Consider the following 19061-nt stretch of genomic DNA (forward strand, 5'->3'; position numbering starts at 1 on the left):
GGCCCGGCCGGCCCGGGGGTGTTTCCGTCTCCCACTACCGGCCCGGACCCGCCCCCCCCCCCCCCCCCCCCCCCCCCGGGGCCCTTGTTGCTGCCCACCCAAACGGGCCCCGCGGCGTACTGGTCTACGCATATGGTCGTGGTCCGTAGCCGACGGCTCACACGGCCGTGTGCCTTGGCGTGTCACAATCCCAGGCTGGGATAATCGTGCTGTTTACGCAGAATTTAGGTCACCTGCGATGGCCGTTCCTTCTTTGACGTCTCCCGCCCATAGAAGCGGCGATTCCGTTGAGTTGCTTGCGAGACCATTGGGTCAAGTAATGTCCATTTCCAAGGGCAGTTCGGAGTCCCTGGAACCCCTCCTCGGCCATTTTACGTGCAGCCATTTTTTGATTCAGGGCGGCACAGGACATTGCAAGGTTCACGGCCGAAACCAACGTCTCCGGGTGGTCCGTGCCGATCACCCGCCGCTGTCGCTCCAGCACATCCTGCTGCATTTGCCGCGCCGATTCGTACTCGCCGAGGCTGTGCAGCGTGCTAGCCAGGCTACTGACGGCTCTCAGGGTGTCGGGGTGGTCCTCACCCAACACCCGCCGCCACCGCTCCAGCACATCCTCTTTCATACGCCGCGCCGATTCGTACTCGCCGAGCCTGTGCAGGGTGCTAGCCAGGTTACTGACGGCTCTTAGGGTGTCGGGGTGGTCCTCACCAAACACCCGCCGCCACCGCTCCAGCACATCCTCTTCCATACGCCGCGCCGATTCGTACTCGCCGAGCCTGTGCAGGGTGCTAGCCAGGTTACCGACGGCACTCAGGGTGTCGGGGTGGTCCTCACCCAACACCCGCCGCCGTCGCTCCAGCACATCCTCTTCCATACGCCGCGCCGATTCGTACTCGCCGAGGCTGTGCAGGGTGCTAGCCAGGTTACTGACGGCTCTTAGGGTGTCGGGGTGGTCCTCACCAAACACCCGCCGCCGTCGCTCCAGCACATCCTGCTGCATTTGCCGCGCCGATTCGTACTCGCCGAGGCTGTGCAGCGTGCTAGCCAGGTTACTGACGGCACTCAGGGTCTCGGGGTGGTCCTCACCCAACACCCGCCGCCACCGCTCCAGCACATCCTGCTGCATTTGCCACGCCGATTCGTACTCGCCGAGGCTGTGCAGCGTGCCAGCCAGGTTACTGACGGCTCTTAGGGTGTCGGGGTGGTCCTCACCCAACACCCGCCGCCGTCGCTCCAGCACATCCTGCTGCATTTGCCGCGCCGATTCGTACTCGCCGAGGCTGTGCAGCGTGCCAGCCAGGCTACTGACGGCACTCAGGGTCTCGGGGTGGTCCTCACCCAACACCCGCCGCCACCGCTCCAGCACATCCTCTTCCATACGCCGCGCCTGTTTATGATCGCCCCGCATATCGAGAATGACGGCCAAGTAGCTGATTGATCGGAGGGTGTCGGGGTGATCTTCGCCCAGTGTCAGTCTCTGACGGGTCAGGGTGTCCTCGATCAGCGAGCGCAGCTGTTTGAGTTCGCCTAGATCCCTGTACGCCCAGACCAGTTCCGTGACAGCTTTCAAGGTGTGGGAATGGTCTGGTCCGAGTGTGTGACGCCATTGTTCGTAAAGGTGGTTGGCTAGTTGCTGCGCGGGCCGGGCATCTCCACGGACGATCAGGAATACGATCGCGCGGCAGGCTAGGTCACGAAGGTCCGGGTTGTCGGTAGAGGCAGGATCGGCTGCGAGAAGGTGGGGTAGCAGGCGAGCCCAGCTTGGCCAGGCAGCGGTATCACGTGGGTCACCGGGGTCGGCCATACCGAGCACGGCTTCGATCCGCGTCCGTAGCTGCTCGACTGCCGTAGAGGGCAGTTGATCACGCAGGACGGCCTGTACCAATCGGTGCACCGTAATGCCCTCTACCGCAACCTTGGCCAAGCCGTAGTCGCCGATGCGGCCGACGCTACGCGCACGCGGCATGGGTTTGTCGATCACCGCCGTCAGCGGAGCCAGGCCCCAGGAGTCATCCTCCTGGGTTGCTGCCTCAAACTGCACGATCGCGGCCAACAGATCTACGGGCACCGGCGCCGGAGCAAGGAACGCGCACAGCCGGAGGATCGCCAGAGATGCGGGGTCAACGTCGGCAAGCCGGCCGGTGCTAACTGCGATGGTGGCAGCCAGCGAGCGGGGATAACTGATGGGCCGGCCCTCGCTGAGCACCTCACCCGCTTGTTCTGTCAGTGCCTGTCTGTACTCCTGGGTCGACATGCCGGTTTCTGCCAAGAAGCTAGCGGCCTGCACGAGTGCCAGTGGAAGGTCGCCCAGGGCTTCGGCCAACTCATTCGCTTGGTCCGGACTGAGCATCGGATGGTGGGCGGTCAGCAGGAGAATGGACTCTGCCCTGGTCAACACGTCAACCTCAACCGACACAGCCAGCTGAGTCCAGCGTTGGTGCCGAGAGGTGATGATGACGTGGCCAGGCCCTCCGGGCAGCCATTGGCTGATGTCGTCCGGCGACTCGGCATTGTCGAAGATCAGCAACCATCGGTCACGGCCGCGCAGGTGACTCTTGACCGCATGAGCCGAGGTCACACTGTCCGCATCCGAATCCAGGATACCGAGGCTTGAACCGAGCGCGGTGTACTGCTCACCGATCAGCCCGGCCTGTTCGGCCGATATCCACCACGCCACGTCGTAGTCCGCCGCGTGGCGGTAGGCGTATTCGGTAGCGAGCTGAGTCTTACCGATTCCCCCCATGCCGTGCAGTGCCTGAACAACCGCCGCGCCACCCACATGCAGCTGCTCATGTAGCCGCGCGAGTTCGTTCTCCCGGCCGGCGAAACCAGCGTTACGAGGAGCAATGTTCCACACCGCCGGTAACGCGCCGGCAACCCGCCCGGCAGGCGATGCTGCTGGTGCCTTTTCTTCGGCCGACGTTCGTTGAGTCGGCGGGGAATGCAGGAAGACGTTCAGTTGGTTACCCGTACCCTGCGCCCCTGTGCTGCCCTGGCCGGCAGTCCACACCGCCTGTGTCACATCAGATGCCGGCGTCACCAGTGCTGGGGATGGGAAAGCTACCTCAGGTTGAGCGCTGTTCGTCGTCACGCCGCCCCGCCGCGACTGCCGAACACGTTCGTCTGCTGACCGTGGCCCTGCACGACCTGCTGAGCCTGGTCAGAAGCGACCGCGTGCTGAACAACATGACCGGCCGAACGTGTCCCCGTGACCTCGGCAACCCGCTCCACTAGAGCACGCAACTCATCGGCCGCCTCCGGGTGATCGCTCAAAAGATCCTCCAGACGCGCCGTCCATGCCGCTTGCTGTTCCAACCGCACCCGCTCATCCTGCGGTCCTGCGGCTTCTACTACGGCGCGAGTCCGCTCCAACCGCTCCTCAACAGCAGCGGCCCGACTCTGATCGCCTCGCCCGAACAACTGACCGAAGCCACGCTTGACCATCTGCCAGCCATCAGTGGCCGCTGCGCCAACCAACGCCGTACTACCAGCGACTGCCAGCGCACCCAACGCCTCCGCCAGCATGACGAACCCCCAAACTGGTCGATCAACAACCTGCCGTCAGGCATATCCGATCTACGGTATAGACGACACCCACAACCAAAACCAATTTACGAACAGTCCGGCATCCGACATATCACGCCGGCGGCCACGCCATCCCGTTCGCCGCCGACCCGCCCTCCTGGGGAGCGGGCGGCGGTCTGCGCGGCTCGCCCGGGTCGATGGCAGGCAGGATGGCTCTCTTCCGCAACCACCCACGGACCGCGACGTGCCGACGATCTTCGGCCATCCTGGAGCCTGAGCGCCCCCGTAGGAGGCGCACTAGCCGTAACCTGCGACCGCCACCAGCTCAGGCCGGTACTTCTCAGCGGCGCTATCGCGATGGACCGGACCTTCGCACTCACCCCGGACCGGTGGTCACTCAGTTAGTCACCCAGAAAGCACTAGAGGGCACATCCATCGATCGGATGTGCCCTCTGACCTCTGTCGGGGTGGCCGGATTCGAACCGACGACCTCTTCGTCCCGAACGAAGCGCGCTACCAAGCTGCGCCACACCCCGAGGCGTGCGGACAAATACTAGCCCACCCCGTCCGATGGTCAAACTCGGTACCCCGTCCGCAGCTTGCCACCCCGCCGGGCCCCGGGCTGCCCCGGGGCCGATGTCGCAGACGACTCAGCTCCAAAGGCGCGCCGACCAGCCTCGTAGCCCTCGTCGGCCCGCCGCGCAGGGTGACGGATGCGCCCGGCGAACCCGTTGCCCGAGCCTGACCGCCCGCCCACCCGCCCGCCCGCCGGCCGGTCCGGGGCCGGACCGACCGGCGGTAGCGCACGCGGGGCAGCTCCAAAGCGGCGCAGATCACACTCGGACTCAAGGGCCGCGTCGGGCCGCGCCTAGCCGGGCGTGGGTCAGCGGGGGATCAGGGTGAGGATGCTCGCCTCCGGGCGGCAGGCGAACCGGACCGGCGCGGTCGGGTGGGTGCCCAAGCCGGCGGAGACGTGCAGCCAGGAGTCGGAGCCGGGCCAGCGGTGCAGGCCCTTCGCCATCGACCGGGGCAGCCCGCAGTTGGTCACCAGCGCCCCGTAGCCGGGCACGCAGACCTGGCCGCCGTGGGTGTGGCCGGCGAGCAGCAGGCCGAAGCCGTCCTCGGCCATCCGGTCGAGCACGGCCGGCTCGGGGGAGTGGGCCAGGGCGATCGACAGGTCCGCCGAGGCGGAGACCGGGCCGGCGACGGCGGGGTAGTCGTCCCGCGCGACGTGCGGGTCGTCGACCCCGACCAGCTCGATCAGCCGGCCGCCCGCCTTGACCGTCGTCCGGGCGTTGTTCAGGTCCGCCCAGCCGGCCCCGGTGAGGACGTCACGCAGCTCCTCGTACGGCAGCTCGACGCCCTCGGTGTACTCCCGGTCGGGAAGGAGGTAGCTGAACGGGTTCTTCAACACCGGCCCGGTGTAGTCGTTCGAGCCGAAGACGAACGCGCCGGGCAGGTCCAGCAGCGGGTGCAGGGCGCGCAGCACGCCGGGCACCGCGCCCGGGTCGGCCATGTTGTCCCCGGTGACCACGACCAGGTCCGGGTCCAGCGCCGCGAGCGACGCCACCCAGTCCTGCTTGCGTCGCTGCTCCGGCATCATGTGCAGGTCCGACAGGTGCAGGATCCGCAGCGGCTCGGCGTCGGCCGGCAGCACCGGGACATCGAACCGACGCAGGGTGAACATGTTGCGCTCGACGAGTGACGCGTACGCCAGGGTTGCCGCTCCGGCGGCGGCGGTACCGAGGGCGAGCCGGAATAGTGTGCGCTTTCGCATGCCAATCAGGGTAGTTTCACCGTTCATGAGCACGCTGAAGGACCGCCTCACCGCCGACATGCGCGCCGCACTCAAGGCACGCGACGAGCTGACCACCTCCACCCTGCGGATGGCGCTGGCCGCCGTCGGCACGGCCGAGGTCGCCGGCAAGGCCAAGCGTGAGCTCACCGACGACGAGGTGCTCGCGGTGCTGACCAAGGAGGCGAAGAAGCGGCGCGAGGCAGCCACCGCCTTCGCCGAGGCCGGTCGCGCCGAGCAGGCCGCGAAGGAGACCGCCGAGGGCGAGGTGCTGGACGGCTACCTGCCGAAGCAGCTCTCCGACGAGGAGTTGGCCGAACTGGTCGCGGGGGCGCTGGCCGCCGGCGGGTTCAGCGGCAAGGCCCAGATGGGCCAGGCCATGAAGGCTGCCCAGGCCGCGGTGGCGGGCCGGGCCGAGGGGGGCCGGGTGGCCGCCGAGGTGCGCCGCCAGCTCGGCCTCTGACGTGGCGCCCCCGGCCGCGCGGATCGGCCGGGCGCGTCGTCTGCTCGGGGGACGGCGACGCCTGACGCGCCTGGCCGCCGCGGGCGTCGTCGTACTGCTTCTCGTCAGCGCCCCCTGGCTGTGGACGAAGATTGCCGCGCACGGTCACGTGTACGGCGAAGCCGATGCGCCGGCCGCGGACGTCGTCATCGTCCTCGGGACCGAGGTGGCGGCGGACCGCCGCAGACCGGCGGAACGGCTCGCCGGCCGCCTGGAGACCGCCGCCGCGCTCGTGCGCGACGGGCGGGCCCGGGTGATCCTCGTGTCCGGGGACGGCGGCGGCGCGTCCGGCGACGAGCCGGCGGTGATGACGTCGTACCTGACCGGGCTCGGGGTCGACCCGCGGCGCGTGGTGGGCGACCCGTCCGGCCTGGACACCTACGACAGCTGCGCCCGGGCGCGTGAGGTGTACGGGGTCACCCGGGCGCTGATCGTGACGCAGTCCTACCACCTGTCGCGGGCAGTGACGCTGTGCCGGCGCCTCGGCCTCGACGTCGACGGGGTGGCCGCCCGCTGTGCCGGCTGCGCTGCCACCCTGCTCGCGGAGAAGGCGGTCCGCGACTACTTTGCCAGCGGAAAGGCGGCGTGGGACGCTGCGCGGCTCAGGCCGCCAGCGGTCCGCTCGCCCGCAGACCCTGCTGTCCAGGACGCGCTACGGGACAGCTGAGCCCATCCGGGCCGCACTGGCCGGGACTGTCGTGGTTGCGCCTCTGCTGGGCGGTGTCCCGGTTGCGGTGACCCAAATCCATGGTCGGTGACGGAACGGGAACGGGCGGGCACCCCCGAAGGGATGCCCGCCCGTCGCATCGTGGCCCAGGGCCGGTGGGTCAGCCGGGACGACCCGGGCGGCCTCCCTGGCCGGGCGCGTTACCGGTGCCGTCGTTGTTCGGTGGGGTGACCGGTTTGTTGCTGCCGCTGCTGACCTCGATGGTCACCACTCCGCCCTTGATGGTGCGGCCGTTCGGGCTGGTGCCTGCGGCCTTGCCGGCCGCGCAGCTCGACGCCACCCGGCCGGAGGAGACCACCACGTCGAAGCCGGCGCCCTTGAGCCGGTTCTTGGCGGTCTCGAGGTCCTGGCACTTCACGTCGGGGATCGAGCGCTGGTCACCCTCCATGATCTTGCCGCTGGGCGGGGTGAACTCGATGCCCTTCTTGCCCTTCATGGCGTCGCGCAGCGTCTCGTACACCGGGGGGTTGATGCCCGTCGAGACGTCGTGACCCATCTTCTGGTTGGTCTGCGGCCAGTCCGGGTCGGCCTGGATGCCGGCGACCGCGTACTGCTTGGTCATCGCGACCAGGGACGAGGTCTTCTCCGAGTCGGTGGTGCCGGACTTGCCGGCCACCGGCTTGCCGACGATGCTGCGCACGTTGCGGGCGGTCGCGCCGACGCACTTGGAGGTCGACGAGCGGTCGCCGACCGGGCAGCGGGCCGCGTCCACGGCGGCCCGGGCGACCTCGGTGCTGATCCGCTGCTCGCAGCGTGGGTTGGCGATGTCCAGCTTCTTGCCGTCCGGGCCCTTGATCTCCTGCACCGGGATCGGCTCGCAGTACTTGCCGTCGGCCGCCAGGGTCGCGTACGCGTTGGCCAGGTCCATCGGCGTGGTGGCCGAGACGCCCAGGGTGAACGCGCCCCACTGGTGCGCCGCCTCCTTGTTGTTGGCGAACTTGGCGTCCTCGGCCGAGCGGAACTGGATGCCCATCTTCTGCGCCGCCTTGATCACGTTCTCCGAGCCGACCTGCTGCTGGAGCGGAACGAAGTAGGTGTTCACCGAGCTGCCGAACGCGCTCCACATGTTGTGTACGCCGGCCATCGACTCGGTGGAGTTGGTGGGGCAGTAGAAGTGGGTGCCCGGGCAGGCCGCGTTGCTGCTGCTGTCGATGATGTATTCCGACTTGAACTGCTTCGGCGAGTTGATCGTGTAGCTGAGCGGGATGCCCTTCTCCAGGGCGGCGACGATCGTGAAGATCTTGAACGTCGAGCCGGCCTGATACCCCTTGATGTCTCCACCGCCGGTGAGCAGCGGGTTCACCGTGTTGGGGTAGTTGCCCCGGATCTTCTTCTTGGCCTTCGCCGGGTCGCTGCTCATCTTGTTCTGCGGCTTCTTCGGATCGTCGATCTTGAAGTTCCGGTTCACCGCGAGCGCCCGGACCCGCCCGGTGCCCGGCTCGATCGCCGAGACCATCCGGGCCGCCTTGCTGTTGACCCCGAGGCCCTTGCGGACCGCCTTGTCGGCGCCGTTCTGCGCCTGCACGTCGAGGCTGGTGACGATGGTGTAGCCGCCGCTCTTGAGCCGCCGCTCCCGGTCGTACGAGGTCGAGCCGAACGTCTCCTGCTGCAGCCACCAGCGGTAGAAGTAGTCGCAGAAGAAGCCCCACTCCTTCTTGTTGGTGGCGACGCAGCCGTTCGGGGTCTTCTTGGTCTTGACCACCATCTTGGTGGCCTTGGCGGCCTCGCCCTCCTCCTTGGTGATGGCGCCGATGTCGACCATGTTCCCGATGATGTAGTCGCGCCGGGCGAGGGCCAGCGGGTATCCGGCCTTGGTGGTCGGGTCGTTGGTGGTCGGAGCCTTCACCATGCCGGCCAGCATGGCCGCCTCTTCGATCTTGAGCTTGCTCGGCGGCTTGTTGAAGTAGACCTGGCTGGCGGCGTAGATGCCGTACGCGCCGTTGCCGAAGGAGGCGATGTTCAGGTAGCGCTCCAGGATCTCGTCCTTGGAGAGCTCCTTGTCGACCTGGAGGGCGTAGCGCATCTCCTTGAGCTTGCGGGCGCTGGTGTCCTCGGTCGCGGCGACCACGTCGGCCGGGTGGGTGGCCGAGTACGCGATGGCCAGCCGGACGTACTGCATCGTCAGGGTCGACGCCCCCTGCTGGGAGTTGGCGCCGGACTGGTTGTTGACGAACGCGCGGGCGATGCCGTTGAGGTCGACGCCGTTGTGCTTGTAGAAGTCGTGGTCCTCGCCGGCGATGATCGCCTTCTGCATGTACGGCGAGATGTCGGCGAGCTTCGCGTTGCGCCGGTTCTCGTCGTACATGATCGCCAGCGGTGTCTTGGCGTCGGAGGCGAGCAGGAAAGTCTGCTGGGGTGGGAGGCCCACCATCAGCTCCTTGGGCAGCGCTCCGAAGGTCTCCGCGCCGGCCTTGGCGGCCAGCCCGGACATCGCTACCGCGGGGAAGGCCGCCGCCGCGACCACCACGCCGGCCAGCAGGCCACAGATGAGTAGCGATGCGGCGTTGGTCAGCACATTGTGGTCACGTTTCCGCATCCAGGTCACCTCGACAGAGTACGCGAGTAGGGAATGAGGGGCGCTTGGGCGTCTTTCTCCCATTTCCTGCGCGCGCCGACCTCGTTGTGCTAAACGCACGAACCCTGGTGCGAGGTTGCGTGGATCCGGCGACGAGTCTTCACCGATCGGAGGAGCGGCGCGGCGTTTTCACGTACTGCGGCCGGGTAGACGGGGGCCGAAGGCCCGGGAAGCCGGGAGTGTCCGTAATAGTGGATTTTGCCGACAACGTTGCGTAATCAGTCGACTACAGAGCATGATGGTGGCGGTGACCGAGCCACGCGTCGTCCGGGCTGCCCGGGGGGTCGGGCGGGACGGCAGGAGTATTCGACGGCTGGTCGCGCGACGTCGGTAGGTACTGCAAGGGGGGACGTGTACACATGGGCATGATCACTGACTGGCCGTCGCTGGCGGCGTGTCAGAACGGGGACCCGGACGCGCTGTTCGTACAGGGCGCTGAACAGAACGTGGCGAAGCGGATCTGCCGGAGCTGCCCAGTTCGGTACGAGTGCCTGGCCGACGCGCTCGACAACCGGATCGAGTTCGGGGTGTGGGGCGGCATGACCGAGCGGGAACGCCGGGCCCTGCTGCGCCGGCACCCCCAGGTCGCGAGCTGGCGGAAGATGTTCGAGGCGGCCATGAAGAAGAACGCCAAGGACAAGCCCGGCAAGGACAAGCCCGGCAAGGACAAGGTCCTGGTCACGGCCGGTTGACGCCGGTCACGGCCGGCTGATCGCCGCGCCGATCGTCCGCAGCCCGTCGATGTCGTGCACGTCGGCGGGCTGCGCCGTCACCGACACCGCCGGCACCTGCGGGAACGCCTCGCTGAACCGGGCCGCCACCCGCTGCTCGCGGTGCGCCTGCTGGGTGAGCGCGGCGTGGGCCCGCAGCACGTCGACGGTCCCGGAGTGCCCGCCGGCCTCGGCCAGCCGGTCGGCGGCGGCCAGGCTGGTCGCCGCGTCCAGGGTGTCGACCGCCGGCCGGTGCACCCGGTTGAGCACCAGGCCGGCCAGCGGCATCCGCTCCTCACCCAGCCGCCCGGCGAAGTACGCCGCCTCCCGAACCGCGTCCGGCTCCGGGGCCGCGACCAGCAGGAAGGCCGTCTCCCGTGCCTGCAGGATCCGGTACGTCTGCTCGGCCCGCTGCCGGAATCCGCCGAACATCGAGTCCAGCGCGGCCACGAAGCCGGACAGGTCGGTGAGCAGTTGGGCGCCGAGCACCTTCTGCACCACCTTCGAGAACATGCCGAAGCTCGCGGTGACGAGGCTGAACATGCTCCGGCCCCCGCTGCGCGCCGGCGCCATCAGCAGCCGCAGCATCCGCCCGTCGAGGAAGCGGGACAGCCGGGCCGGCGCGTCCAGGAAGTCCAGCGCCGAGCGGGACGGCGGGGTGTCCACCACGATCAGGTCCCACTCGCCCCGGGCGTGCAGCTGGCCGAGCTTCTCCATCGCCATGTACTCCTGAGTGCCGGCGAACGTGGAGCTCATGGCCTGGTAGAAGGGGTTGGCGAAGATGTCCGCCGCCTTCGCCGGGTCGGTGTGCTGGAGCACCACGTCGTCGAAGGTCCGCTTCATGTCGAGCATCATGGCGTGCAGCTCGCCCCCGCTGGCCTCGACGTCGATGCCCTTGACCTGGCGGGGAGTGTTGTCCAGCTCGGTCAGGCCGAGCGACTGGGCCAGCCGGCGGGCCGGGTCGATGGTGAGCACCACCGTACGCCGACCGTGCTTCTCGGCGGCCCGCAGCGCGAGCGCGGCGGCGGTGGTCGTCTTGCCCACCCCGCCCGCCCCGCAGCACACCACGATCCGCACGCCGGGGTCGGCGAGGATCTGGTCGACGTCCAGCTGCGGCGCCGCGTCTTCGGAAGGCACCAATCGAGCGTATCGGGCTTCGGGGGATCTCCGCGCCGTGCTGGCTGCAGTGTGCGTCACTCCGCCCGGACGAGCGCCCGGGCCAGCGTCTCGAGGCCCGCCCGGTCGACCCCGTCGGGCAGCAGCGGCAGCTCGGTCAGGGTGAGCCCCAGCTCGACCAGTTCGGTGCGGAGCGACTCCTCCATCTCCCGGCGGATCAGCTGGTCGCGCGCCTCGGCGGCGAGCCCGGCCACGGTGTTCCGGTCGGCGGGCAGCCCGGCGGCGACCAGCCCGCGCTTCAGCTCCGCCCCGCTCACCGCCCGGCCCGTGGGTCGCGGCGGCCGGGCCGCGTTGACGACCACCCGGCCCACCGGGAAGCCGAGCTGGGTCAGCTCGGCGATCGCGTCGACGGTCTCCTGGACCGGCATCTCCTCCAGGAGCGTCACCACGTGCACCGCGGTCATCGGGGAGCGCAGCAGCGCGGCGACCCCCTCGCTCTGGGTCTTGATCGGGCCCACCTTGGCCAGCCGGGCCGTCTCCGCCGTCACGTTGAGGAACCGGCCGATCCGCCCGGTCGGCGGCGCGTCCAGCACCACCGCGTCGTACGCCCGGCGCTGGCCGGCGGTGCGGGTGGTGGCCTCCTTGACCTTGCCGGTCAGCAGCACGTCGCGCAGGCCGGGGGCGATTGTGGTGGCGAAGTCGATCGCGCCGAACTTGCGCAGCGCCCGGCCGGCGGCGCCGAGCTTGTAGAACATGTCGAGGTACTCCAGCAGCGCCTCTTCGGCGTCCACCGCCAGGGCACGCACCTCGCCGCCGCCGGGGGCGGTGGTCAGGTGCCGCTCGGCGTACGGCAGCGGGTCGGTGCCGAAGAGCTGGGCGATGCCCTGCCGCCCCTCGACCTCCACCAGCAGGGTGCGCCGGCCCTCGGTGGCCAGCGCCATGGCCAGCGCCGCCGCCACGCTGGTCTTGCCGGTGCCGCCCTTGCCGGTCACCACGTGGAGGCGCGCCGGCCACTCGGCGCCGGTCGGGTCGGCCCGCCGTTCAGCTGCTCGCACCCGTCGAGCCTATCCACCCGGCGGCCCGGGCGACGGCGGCCGGCTCCCCCGGTGGTCCGGGCCGGCCGCCGTCGCCCGAGCGGTCAGGCGATCTCGCAGACCCACCAGCCGGTCTTCCGCACGACCGTGAAACGGAGGTCCTGGTCGGCGACCTTCTCGTCGGACGTGGTCATGGTCACCTTGGTGCTGACCGTGGCCCGGTCGCCGGTCTGGTTGTCCACCTTCGGGGTGGGCCAGGAGAACCGGGCGCTCTTGTGCTGCTCGACGTACCCGCGCACCTCCGCCACCTTCGCGGCGATCTTCTTGTCGTCCCGCGACGCGGAGCAGACGTGGCTGGCGGCCTTCTTCGCGTCCCGCTCGCGGTAGACGCTGATGAGGAAGGCGTCCACCGCCTCGGCCGGCTCCTTCGCGCCCTCGCCACTCTCGACGTTGCGCAGGGTGAGGAAGGCGGCGGCTCCACCGCCGCCGCACAGCAACAGCGCCAGGGCGGCCACGATCGAGACGATCAGCACGCCGCGCCGCTTCTTCGGCGCCGCCGGGGCAGCGACGGGGTACGGCGGGTAGCCCGGCGGGGGCGGCGGCATCGCGCCCGACGCGGGGCTTCCCGGGCCGCCGGGCGCGCCGAACTGGGGTGGTCCGCCGACCGGGGGTGGTCCGCCGAACTGGGCGGGGCCGCCGACCGGGGGTGGTCCGCCGAACTGAGGTGGTCCGCCGAATTGGGCGGGGCCGCCGAACTGGCCGGGTGTGGTGCCGGGCGGGACCTGGCCAGGCGGGAGGTAGCCGGGCGGGACCTGCTGGGGTGGGGCCTGGCCGGGTGAGGCATGGCCGGGCGGGCCGGGGGCGTGGTCGCCGGAGGGCGGGCCACTGGGCGGACCGCTGGGCGTGCCGGTGGCGCCGCCGTCGGGCGGTTGGGTCATGTCGATCCCCCGGGGTGCGGCCCGTCGTCGTCGCTCCGACGGGAGGGCTGGTCGAACGAAGGCGGACGGGCCGTGCGTGTCGTCCTCGGAAGGGTAGCGGTGAACGGCCCGGCGGGTGGGTCCCCGGGCCGGGTGGAGCGGTCCGTCGCTCATGGAGTGCCGATCCCCGCCATCCGGTACCGGACCCCCGATCTGTCGCATATGTGACTTGAGGTGCCGGGACATGCGCGTCCCGTTGTTCCTGTCGGGAATCGGTCCTACGTTCGTGCCGGCGCGGGGGACGGATCGGCAGATGTCCGAGCCACATGGTGAAACTTGATCAGGTGCGAGGCCCGGAGGCAGTACATGCGCGACACCGAGAACATCTCCCGAGCCCAGTTCCCGTCCTGCGGCAGCGCCCGGCGGGCCGGGACCGGCCCCGTGGGCGAGGAGGGACCGGTCACGGGCCTGCCGTTCAACGAACGGTCCTACCGGCGGCTCACCGACCCGGGGGAGATGTTGCGGACCCTGAGCCGCCCGGCCGAGCGCTCCCGGGAGGAGGAGGAGCCGGGGTACGTCATCCACCTGCCGATCCGGGTGGCAGACCTGGCGGCGGCGGCCGCGCTGGCCGGCAAGGTCGCGATCTCGCTGGGTTTCCTGCCTGAGCTGGACGCCGGCGAGACCACCGTCTCCACCGCCGACGACCAGAACAACCGGCACCGGGTCTTCTGCGACCTCCTGCTGCCCGATCGGTCCCGCTGCCCCCAGCGGTACGACCACGAGGGGCCCTGCGGCGAGCCGCCTGCTGCCCCGGAGCAGCGTCCCGCGCCGCCCGGCGGCGCCGGATCGTAGGCTGTGGGCGGAAACATCACCGCCTTATAGGGAGCCCTGCGCCGATGCAGAAGTGGGAATACGCGACCGTGCCGCTGCTGGTCCACGCGACCAAGCAGATCCTCGACAACTGGGGTGAGGACGGTTGGGAACTCGTGTCCGTGGTCCCCGGCCCCAACCCGGAGCAACTCGTCGCGTACCTCAAGCGCCCGAAGGCGTGAGCGACGTGAGCAACGGACCGCACGCCAAACTCGCCGAGCTCGGGCTGACCCTGCCCGAGGTGGTGCCCCCGGTGGCCAGCTACGTGCCGGCCGTCCAGTCCGGGCAGCACGTCTACGTCTCGGGGCAGCTCCCCGTGGCGGAGGGCAAGCTGCTGGCCACCGGGAAGGTGGGCGCCGGGGTCTCCGCCGAGCAGGCCAAGGACCTGGCGCAGCGGTGTGCCCTGAACGCCCTCGCCGCCGTCGACGCGCTGGTCGGCCTGGAGAACGTCGTCAAGATCGTCAAGGTGACCGGGTTCGTGGCGAGCGCCTCGGGCTTCACCGGCCAGCCGGGCGTGATCAACGGCGCGTCCGACCTGTTCGGCGCGGTCTTCGGCGAGGCCGGCCGGCACGCCCGCTCCGCAGTGGGTGTCGCCGAACTCCCCCTCGACGCCCCCGTCGAGGTCGAGCTGATCGTCGAGGTCGCCTGATCCCCCGCCGCTCCCCGCGATCATGCACTCAGGGCCCGGATCAAAGCCGTGAACGGGCACAAATCCCGGGCCGTAAGTGCAAGATCGCGGGGAGCGGCGGGCGGGGTCGTACGATCGCTGACATGACGGGGCACATCACGGCGGCCATGGGGGCGCTGGCGGGCGAGCTGCCCGGGTGGGTGACGCTGCTGCGCGCGCCGAACCCGGGGCCGATGACCCTCGACGGCACCAACACCTGGGTGCTGCGGTCCGGCCCCGGCGAACCGGCAGTGGTGATCGATCCCGGGCCGGCCGACGACGGGCACCTGACCGCGATCGCGGCGCACGGCCCGGTCGCCACCGTGCTGATCACCCACGGCCACCCCGACCACACCGAGGGCTCGCCCCGGCTGCGCGAGCTGCTCGGGGGCGCGCCCGTGCGGGCCGTCGACCCGGCGCACAGCCACGGCGGGCCGCCGCTCGACCCGGGCGGCGACCTCGACCAGGCGGGCCTGGTCATCCGGCCGCTCCCCGCGCCGGGCCACACCGCCGACTCGATCTGCTTCCTCGTGGAGCACGACGGCGAGCGGGTGGTGCTCACCGGCGACACCATCCTGGGCCGGGGCACCACCGTCGTCGCCCACCCGGACGGGCACCTCGGGGACTACCTGACCAGCCTGGAGCTGCTGTCGACGTACCGGGGGGTGCCGGCGCTGCCGGGGCACGGCCCGGCGCTGGCCGACTGCGGGGTCGCCGCCGAGTTCTACCTCGCCCACCGACGCGCCCGGCTCGACCAGGTCCGGCGGGCGGTCGCCGAGGGCGCCGTCACCGCGCCCGAGGTGGTGGCGCGGGTGTACGCCGACGTGGACCGCTCGCTGTGGTGGGCGGCCGAGTGGTCGGTCCGGGCCCAGCTGGAGTACCTGGGGGTCGCCCCGGACGGGGTGGAGCGGCCGTGACCTGCCCGGTCTGCGGCACGCTGGCCGTTCCGGGGGCGCGGTTCTGCCACAACTGCGGCGTCGCCCTGCCGGCCGCCGCCGCCCTGCCGACCGCCGAGCGGCGGGTGGTCACCGTGCTGTTCGGCGATCTGTCCGACTTCACCTCCTGGTCGGAGGACCTCGACCCGGAGCGGGTCGGCGCGGTCACCGACCGGGTGCTCGCCTCCCTCGCCGGGGCGGTGAAGACCTTCGGCGGGCACGTCGACAAGCTGACCGGCGACGGGATCATGGCGGTCTTCGGCGCCCCGGTAGCCCACGAGGACGACGCCGAACGGGCCGTCCGCGCCGCGCTGTCCATGCAGCGGGCGGTGCGCCGGGTGCTCGACGACGAGCGGGGCGGCGGTGCGCCGCTCGGCCTGCGGGTCGGGCTGAACACCGGCGACGTGATCGCCGGCATCCAGGCGGCGATCGAGTACACGGTCATCGGCGACACCGTGAACACCGCCGCACGGCTCGCCGACGCCGCCGCCGTCGGCGCGGTCTACGCGGGAGCCCGTACCTCCGCCGCGACCCGGCACGTGGCGTCCTGGCGGACGCTGCGCCCGCTGCGGCTCAAGGGCAAGCGTGAGCCGGTCGAGGCGTACGAGCTGCTCGGCCTGCTCGACGCGCCGGGCACCCGGTCCGGCCTCGGCGACGAGGCGCCGTTCGTCGGCCGGGAGACCGAGGTCGGCCGGGTGGCCGGCCGGCTCGCCGAGGTGATCGACCGCGGCGAGCCCCGGGTGCTGCTGATGACCGCCGAGGCGGGGATCGGCAAGTCCCGGTTCTCCGCCGAGGTGGAACGCCTCGCCGCCGGCTACGACGTCGGCACCGGCCGGTACGCCGCGCACACCGGCGCCCGGGTGCTCTCGGTGCGCTGCGCCGCGTTCGGCGAGCGCCGCCGGCTGGCGCCCCTGGCCGACCTGGTCCGGGCCGCCGTCGGCCTGCCCAACGACCCGGCCACCGCGCTGACCCGCCCGGCCGTGGAGGAGCGGCTGCGCCGGCTCGGCCACCGCCTCGGCCGGCTCGGCGACGACGTCGCCCCGGTCGCGGTCGACCAGCTCCTGGCCCTGCTCGGGTACGCCGACCTGCCCGCCGGGAGCCCGGCCGACCAGGGCGAGTGGGGCTCCGCCCAGCCGCCCGTCGACGCGGACGCCGTGCCGAACGCGGTGGCCGACCTGCTCAGCGCCCTGGCCGCCGAGGCGCCCCTGGTGGTGATCGTCGACGACCTGCACGACGCCACCGCCGAGACCATCCGGGCGCTCGGGCTGGCCCTGTCCCGGATCACCGGCCCGGTGCTGGTGCTGCTGCTCGGCCGCCCCGAGCTGGTGCGTACCGCCGGGGCGCTGACCCGGGTGGCGGACGCCGAGGTCCACGCGTTGCCCCCGCTGCGGGGCGCCGACGCGGCCCGGCTGCTCACCAGCTACCTCGGCGGCGGGAAGCTGCCGCAGCCCGACGCCGACCGGCTGCTCATCACGGCCCAGGGCAATCCGTTCTACCTCGCCGAGCTGGTCACCCTGCTGATGGAGCGGGGCGCGCTGACCGCCGTGGCCGACCGGTCCGCCCCCGCCAACGCGGGCTGGCGGCTCGCGCCCGGCTCGCTCGGCAGCCGGCTGCTCTCCCGGGACCTCGCCGCCGTGCTCGCCGCCCGGATCGACGCGCTGCCGCCGGACGCCCGGTCGGTGCTGCGGGACGCCGCCGTGGTCGGCGACACCGTGCCGGCGGGTGCCCTGGAGGCGCTGCGCGAGCAGCGCGCCGGGTGGGCCGGCCGGCCGGCCGCCGTGGTGGCCGTGGAGCTCGACCGGGCCGTCGAGGAACTGCTGCAACGCCGGATGCTGCACCGGACCCGCACCGGGTACGCCTTCGCCACGCCGCTGATGCGGGAGGCCGCGTACTCCGGGGTGAGCAAGGCCGAGCTGGCCGAGCGGCACGCCGCGCTGGCCCGCTGGGCGGTGCCCGGCGTGCCCGGCGGGCCAGCCGCCCCGGGCGGGTTCACCGACGCGGCCCGGGACGCGTTCGTCGCCGAGCACGTGGAGCGGGCCGCCGCGCTCGCCGACGCGGTGAAGCTGCGCCCGGACGCGCCGGCGCGCACCGTCGCCACGCTCGGGGTGACCGCGCTGGGCCGGGCCGCCCGCCGCTCGTTGCAGGCCGGGGAGCCGGCCGTGGCCGTCGAGTACGCCGAGCGCGCCGCCGAGCTGGCCCGGGACGGGTTGCCGGCGGCCGACCGGGTGGCGCACGCCCGCGCCCTGCTCCAGGTCGGCCGGGCGGCCGACGCGCTCGCCTACGCGGAGAAGATCGCCGCCAACGCCGGGGACGACGCCGGTGCCCGGACCAGCGCCCTGCTGCTCGCCGGGCAGGCCCACCAGACCCAGGGCGACCAGGCCCGGGCGGTCGCCTGTTGGCAGGAGGCGTTGCAGGTGGCCACGGCCGGCGAGCTGCCGGCCCTGCGCGCCTCGGCGATGCGCCGGCTCGGCATGGCCGACTTCGTGGCCGGCCGGCTGGGTCAGGCGAGCAGTCGGCTCGCGGCGTCGTACCAGGTCAGCCTGACCGCGCAGGACCGGCGGGGGCAGGCGTGGTCGTTGCAGAACCTGGCCTGGGTGACCACCACCCGGGGGGACTTCGCCGGGACCGACGCGGTGCTCGGCCGGGCGGCCCGGCTCTTCGCCGAGTTGAAGGACCCGTACGGGCGGGCCTGGCTGCGCGGCACCACCGCGTTCGCCCGGCTGCTCGCCGGCCGGCTGGGGGAGGCGTGCCGGCTCGCGCGGGTCTTCCTCCCGTTCGGCGAGCGGGTCGGTGAGGCGTGGGCGGTCGGCACGCTGCGCGCGGTCGAGGCGTTCGCCGGCGCGGAGCTGGGCGAGATCGCCGAGGCCGACCGGGCGGCCCGCCGGGCGTACCGGGACTTCGCCGAGGTCTCCGATGACTGGGGGCAGGGCTTCGCCCTGGTGGCGCGCGGGGTGGTCGCCCGGGGGCTGGGCGAGCCGGAGCACGCCGCTGACCTGCTCGGCGACGCGATGTCGTACGCCGAACGGACCTCGCACCCGCTGCTCACCGGGATGGCCGGCACGCTGCGCGGCTTCGTGGCGCTGGACATGGGCGACTGCGACACCGCCGAGCGCGCGGCGCGTGCGGTGCTGACCGCCGTCGAGCCGCACAACCCGCAGGCGCCCGCCCAGGTGGGCCCCCGGGTGCTGCTGGCCACCGCCCGGCTGGCCGCCGGTGACTCCGCCACCGCCGTGGGTCTGCTCGCCCCGGTGGCCACCGCCTCCACGAACGCGCCGTCGTTGCTGTTCTCCCGCCGTCAGACCATGGCCCGGTACGCCTCGGCGTTGCTCGCCCACGGCCAGCACGAGCAGGCCCTGGACTGGGCCCAACGGGCGGTCGCCGTCCCGGCGGAGGACGTGCGCAGCCAGGTGATCGCGGCGAGCGTGCTGGCCGAGGCGCTGGCCGCCTGCGGCCGGCCCGCCGAGGCGCTGGCCAGTGCCGAGGAGGCCGTCCGCCTGGCGTACGCGACGGAGCAGCGCAGCGAGCGGCTGGCGGCGAACGCGTTGCGGGTCCGCCTACGGGGGTGAGCGAGATGCCGGTCCGACGCGTTCGGCGCATCGCGGCGGGCCCCGTCGCGTCCCGCCGGACGGTCGGGGCGCGGGTCGGTTAGTCTGCCGGTTCCGCCGATGCGACGGCGGGTGGCACCGGT

The 19061-nt window shown here is 71.7% G+C and carries 14 protein-coding genes, 1 tRNA gene and 1 pseudogene; 8 read left to right on the top strand and 8 right to left on the bottom strand.

Annotation, left to right across the window (positions count from 1 at the left end):
- Nucleotides 1-229: 229 nt before the first annotated feature.
- The 4 genes from fxsT to ACFYZF_RS00260 all read right to left on the bottom strand — a co-directional run bounded on the left by fxsT (nucleotide 230) and on the right by ACFYZF_RS00260 (nucleotide 5302).
- Nucleotides 230-3091, bottom strand: coding sequence for an FxSxx-COOH system tetratricopeptide repeat protein (fxsT, locus tag ACFYZF_RS00245; RefSeq protein WP_387014058.1), 2862 nt, complete (start codon nucleotides 3089-3091; stop codon nucleotides 230-232).
- Nucleotides 3088-3525 carry a hypothetical protein gene (locus ACFYZF_RS00250; RefSeq protein ID WP_387014061.1) on the bottom strand — a complete coding sequence of 146 codons (438 nt, stop codon included), beginning with the start codon at nucleotides 3523-3525 and terminating at the stop codon, nucleotides 3088-3090. Before ACFYZF_RS00250 ends, fxsT begins: the two co-directional genes overlap by 4 nt.
- Before the next feature lie 462 nt (nucleotides 3526-3987).
- Nucleotides 3988-4061 (bottom strand) — tRNA-Pro (locus tag ACFYZF_RS00255).
- Between the two features lie 347 nt (nucleotides 4062-4408).
- On the bottom strand, nucleotides 4409-5302 hold the full coding sequence (locus ACFYZF_RS00260; RefSeq protein WP_387014063.1) for a metallophosphoesterase: 894 nt from the start codon (nucleotides 5300-5302) through the stop codon (nucleotides 4409-4411).
- Nucleotides 5303-5327: 25 nt separating this feature from the next.
- On the opposite strand from ACFYZF_RS00260, the gene ACFYZF_RS00265 reads away from it, so the two are divergent.
- Together ACFYZF_RS00265 and ACFYZF_RS00270 are read left to right on the top strand one after the other, a co-directional pair.
- The gene (locus ACFYZF_RS00265; RefSeq protein WP_387014066.1) at nucleotides 5328-5783 is read left to right on the top strand and encodes a GatB/YqeY domain-containing protein; all 456 of its coding nucleotides are present in this window, start codon (nucleotides 5328-5330) and stop codon (nucleotides 5781-5783) included.
- A gap of 1 nt (nucleotide 5784) precedes the next feature.
- On the top strand, nucleotides 5785-6489 hold the full coding sequence (locus ACFYZF_RS00270) for a vancomycin high temperature exclusion protein (RefSeq protein ID WP_387014068.1): 705 nt from the start codon (nucleotides 5785-5787) through the stop codon (nucleotides 6487-6489).
- A 160-nt stretch (nucleotides 6490-6649) separates the two neighbouring features.
- Here the strand turns inward: ACFYZF_RS00270 and ACFYZF_RS00275 are convergent, their stop codons facing one another.
- Entirely contained in the window at nucleotides 6650-9085 is a 2436-nt protein-coding gene (locus ACFYZF_RS00275; RefSeq protein ID WP_387014071.1) for a penicillin-binding protein, read from the bottom strand.
- A gap of 398 nt (nucleotides 9086-9483) precedes the next feature.
- Between ACFYZF_RS00275 and ACFYZF_RS00280 the strand changes: the two genes are divergently transcribed.
- Nucleotides 9484-9816, top strand: coding sequence for a WhiB family transcriptional regulator (locus tag ACFYZF_RS00280; RefSeq protein WP_387014074.1), 333 nt, complete (start codon nucleotides 9484-9486; stop codon nucleotides 9814-9816).
- A gap of 6 nt (nucleotides 9817-9822) precedes the next feature.
- Here the strand turns inward: ACFYZF_RS00280 and ACFYZF_RS00285 are convergent, their stop codons facing one another.
- The 3 genes and pseudogenes from ACFYZF_RS00285 to ACFYZF_RS00295 form a co-directional block, all read right to left on the bottom strand.
- Nucleotides 9823-10974 carry an ArsA family ATPase gene (locus tag ACFYZF_RS00285; protein ID WP_387014077.1) on the bottom strand — a complete coding sequence of 384 codons (1152 nt, stop codon included), beginning with the start codon at nucleotides 10972-10974 and terminating at the stop codon, nucleotides 9823-9825.
- Between the two features lie 53 nt (nucleotides 10975-11027).
- On the bottom strand, nucleotides 11028-12005 hold the full coding sequence (locus ACFYZF_RS00290) for an ArsA-related P-loop ATPase (RefSeq protein ID WP_387014079.1): 978 nt from the start codon (nucleotides 12003-12005) through the stop codon (nucleotides 11028-11030).
- Between the two features lie 83 nt (nucleotides 12006-12088).
- Nucleotides 12089-12652: pseudogene (locus ACFYZF_RS00295) on the bottom strand (hypothetical protein); the annotation flags it as partial.
- Nucleotides 12653-13267: 615 nt separating this feature from the next.
- On the opposite strand from ACFYZF_RS00295, the gene ACFYZF_RS00300 reads away from it, so the two are divergent.
- The 5 genes from ACFYZF_RS00300 (at nucleotide 13268) to ACFYZF_RS00320 (ending at nucleotide 18939) form a co-directional block, all read left to right on the top strand.
- Nucleotides 13268-13753, top strand: a complete 486-nt coding sequence (locus ACFYZF_RS00300) for a hypothetical protein (protein ID WP_387014082.1) — start codon at nucleotides 13268-13270, stop codon at nucleotides 13751-13753.
- 44 nt (nucleotides 13754-13797) lie between these two features.
- Entirely contained in the window at nucleotides 13798-13953 is a 156-nt protein-coding gene (locus ACFYZF_RS00305) for a DUF4177 domain-containing protein (protein ID WP_013736319.1), read from the top strand.
- A 5-nt stretch (nucleotides 13954-13958) separates the two neighbouring features.
- A complete protein-coding gene (locus tag ACFYZF_RS00310) occupies nucleotides 13959-14420 on the top strand; it encodes a RidA family protein (RefSeq protein WP_387014086.1) in 462 nt (153 codons plus the stop codon).
- A 122-nt stretch (nucleotides 14421-14542) separates the two neighbouring features.
- Nucleotides 14543-15355 (top strand): MBL fold metallo-hydrolase, encoded by an 813-nt coding sequence (locus ACFYZF_RS00315; RefSeq protein ID WP_387014089.1) that lies wholly within the window; start codon nucleotides 14543-14545, stop codon nucleotides 15353-15355.
- Complete coding sequence (locus tag ACFYZF_RS00320; protein WP_387014091.1) at nucleotides 15352-18939, top strand: adenylate/guanylate cyclase domain-containing protein; 3588 nt, start codon at nucleotides 15352-15354, stop codon at nucleotides 18937-18939. Before ACFYZF_RS00315 ends, ACFYZF_RS00320 begins: the two co-directional genes overlap by 4 nt.
- Nucleotides 18940-19061 lie beyond the last annotated feature (122 nt).

The sequence above is a fragment of the Micromonospora sp. NPDC001898 genome (genome assembly GCF_042891255.1).
Taxonomy (GTDB): Bacteria; Actinomycetota; Actinomycetes; order Mycobacteriales; family Micromonosporaceae; genus Micromonospora.

What these genes read in the sequence shown, in the direction of transcription:
- ACFYZF_RS00300 (WP_387014082.1), top strand. Translation starts at nt 13,268, where the DNA reads ATGCGCGACACCGAGAACATCTCCCGAGCCCAGTTCCCGTCCTGCGGC.
- ACFYZF_RS00250 (WP_387014061.1), bottom strand. Translation starts at nt 3,525, where the DNA reads ATGCTGGCGGAGGCGTTGGGTGCGCTGGCAGTCGCTGGTAGTACGGCG.
- ACFYZF_RS00260 (WP_387014063.1), bottom strand. Translation starts at nt 5,302, where the DNA reads ATGCGAAAGCGCACACTATTCCGGCTCGCCCTCGGTACCGCCGCCGCC.
- ACFYZF_RS00280 (WP_387014074.1), top strand. Translation starts at nt 9,484, where the DNA reads ATGGGCATGATCACTGACTGGCCGTCGCTGGCGGCGTGTCAGAACGGG.
- ACFYZF_RS00265 (WP_387014066.1), top strand. Translation starts at nt 5,328, where the DNA reads ATGAGCACGCTGAAGGACCGCCTCACCGCCGACATGCGCGCCGCACTC.
- ACFYZF_RS00275 (WP_387014071.1), bottom strand. Translation starts at nt 9,085, where the DNA reads ATGCGGAAACGTGACCACAATGTGCTGACCAACGCCGCATCGCTACTC.
- ACFYZF_RS00305 (WP_013736319.1), top strand. Translation starts at nt 13,798, where the DNA reads ATGCAGAAGTGGGAATACGCGACCGTGCCGCTGCTGGTCCACGCGACC.
- ACFYZF_RS00315 (WP_387014089.1), top strand. Translation starts at nt 14,543, where the DNA reads ATGACGGGGCACATCACGGCGGCCATGGGGGCGCTGGCGGGCGAGCTG.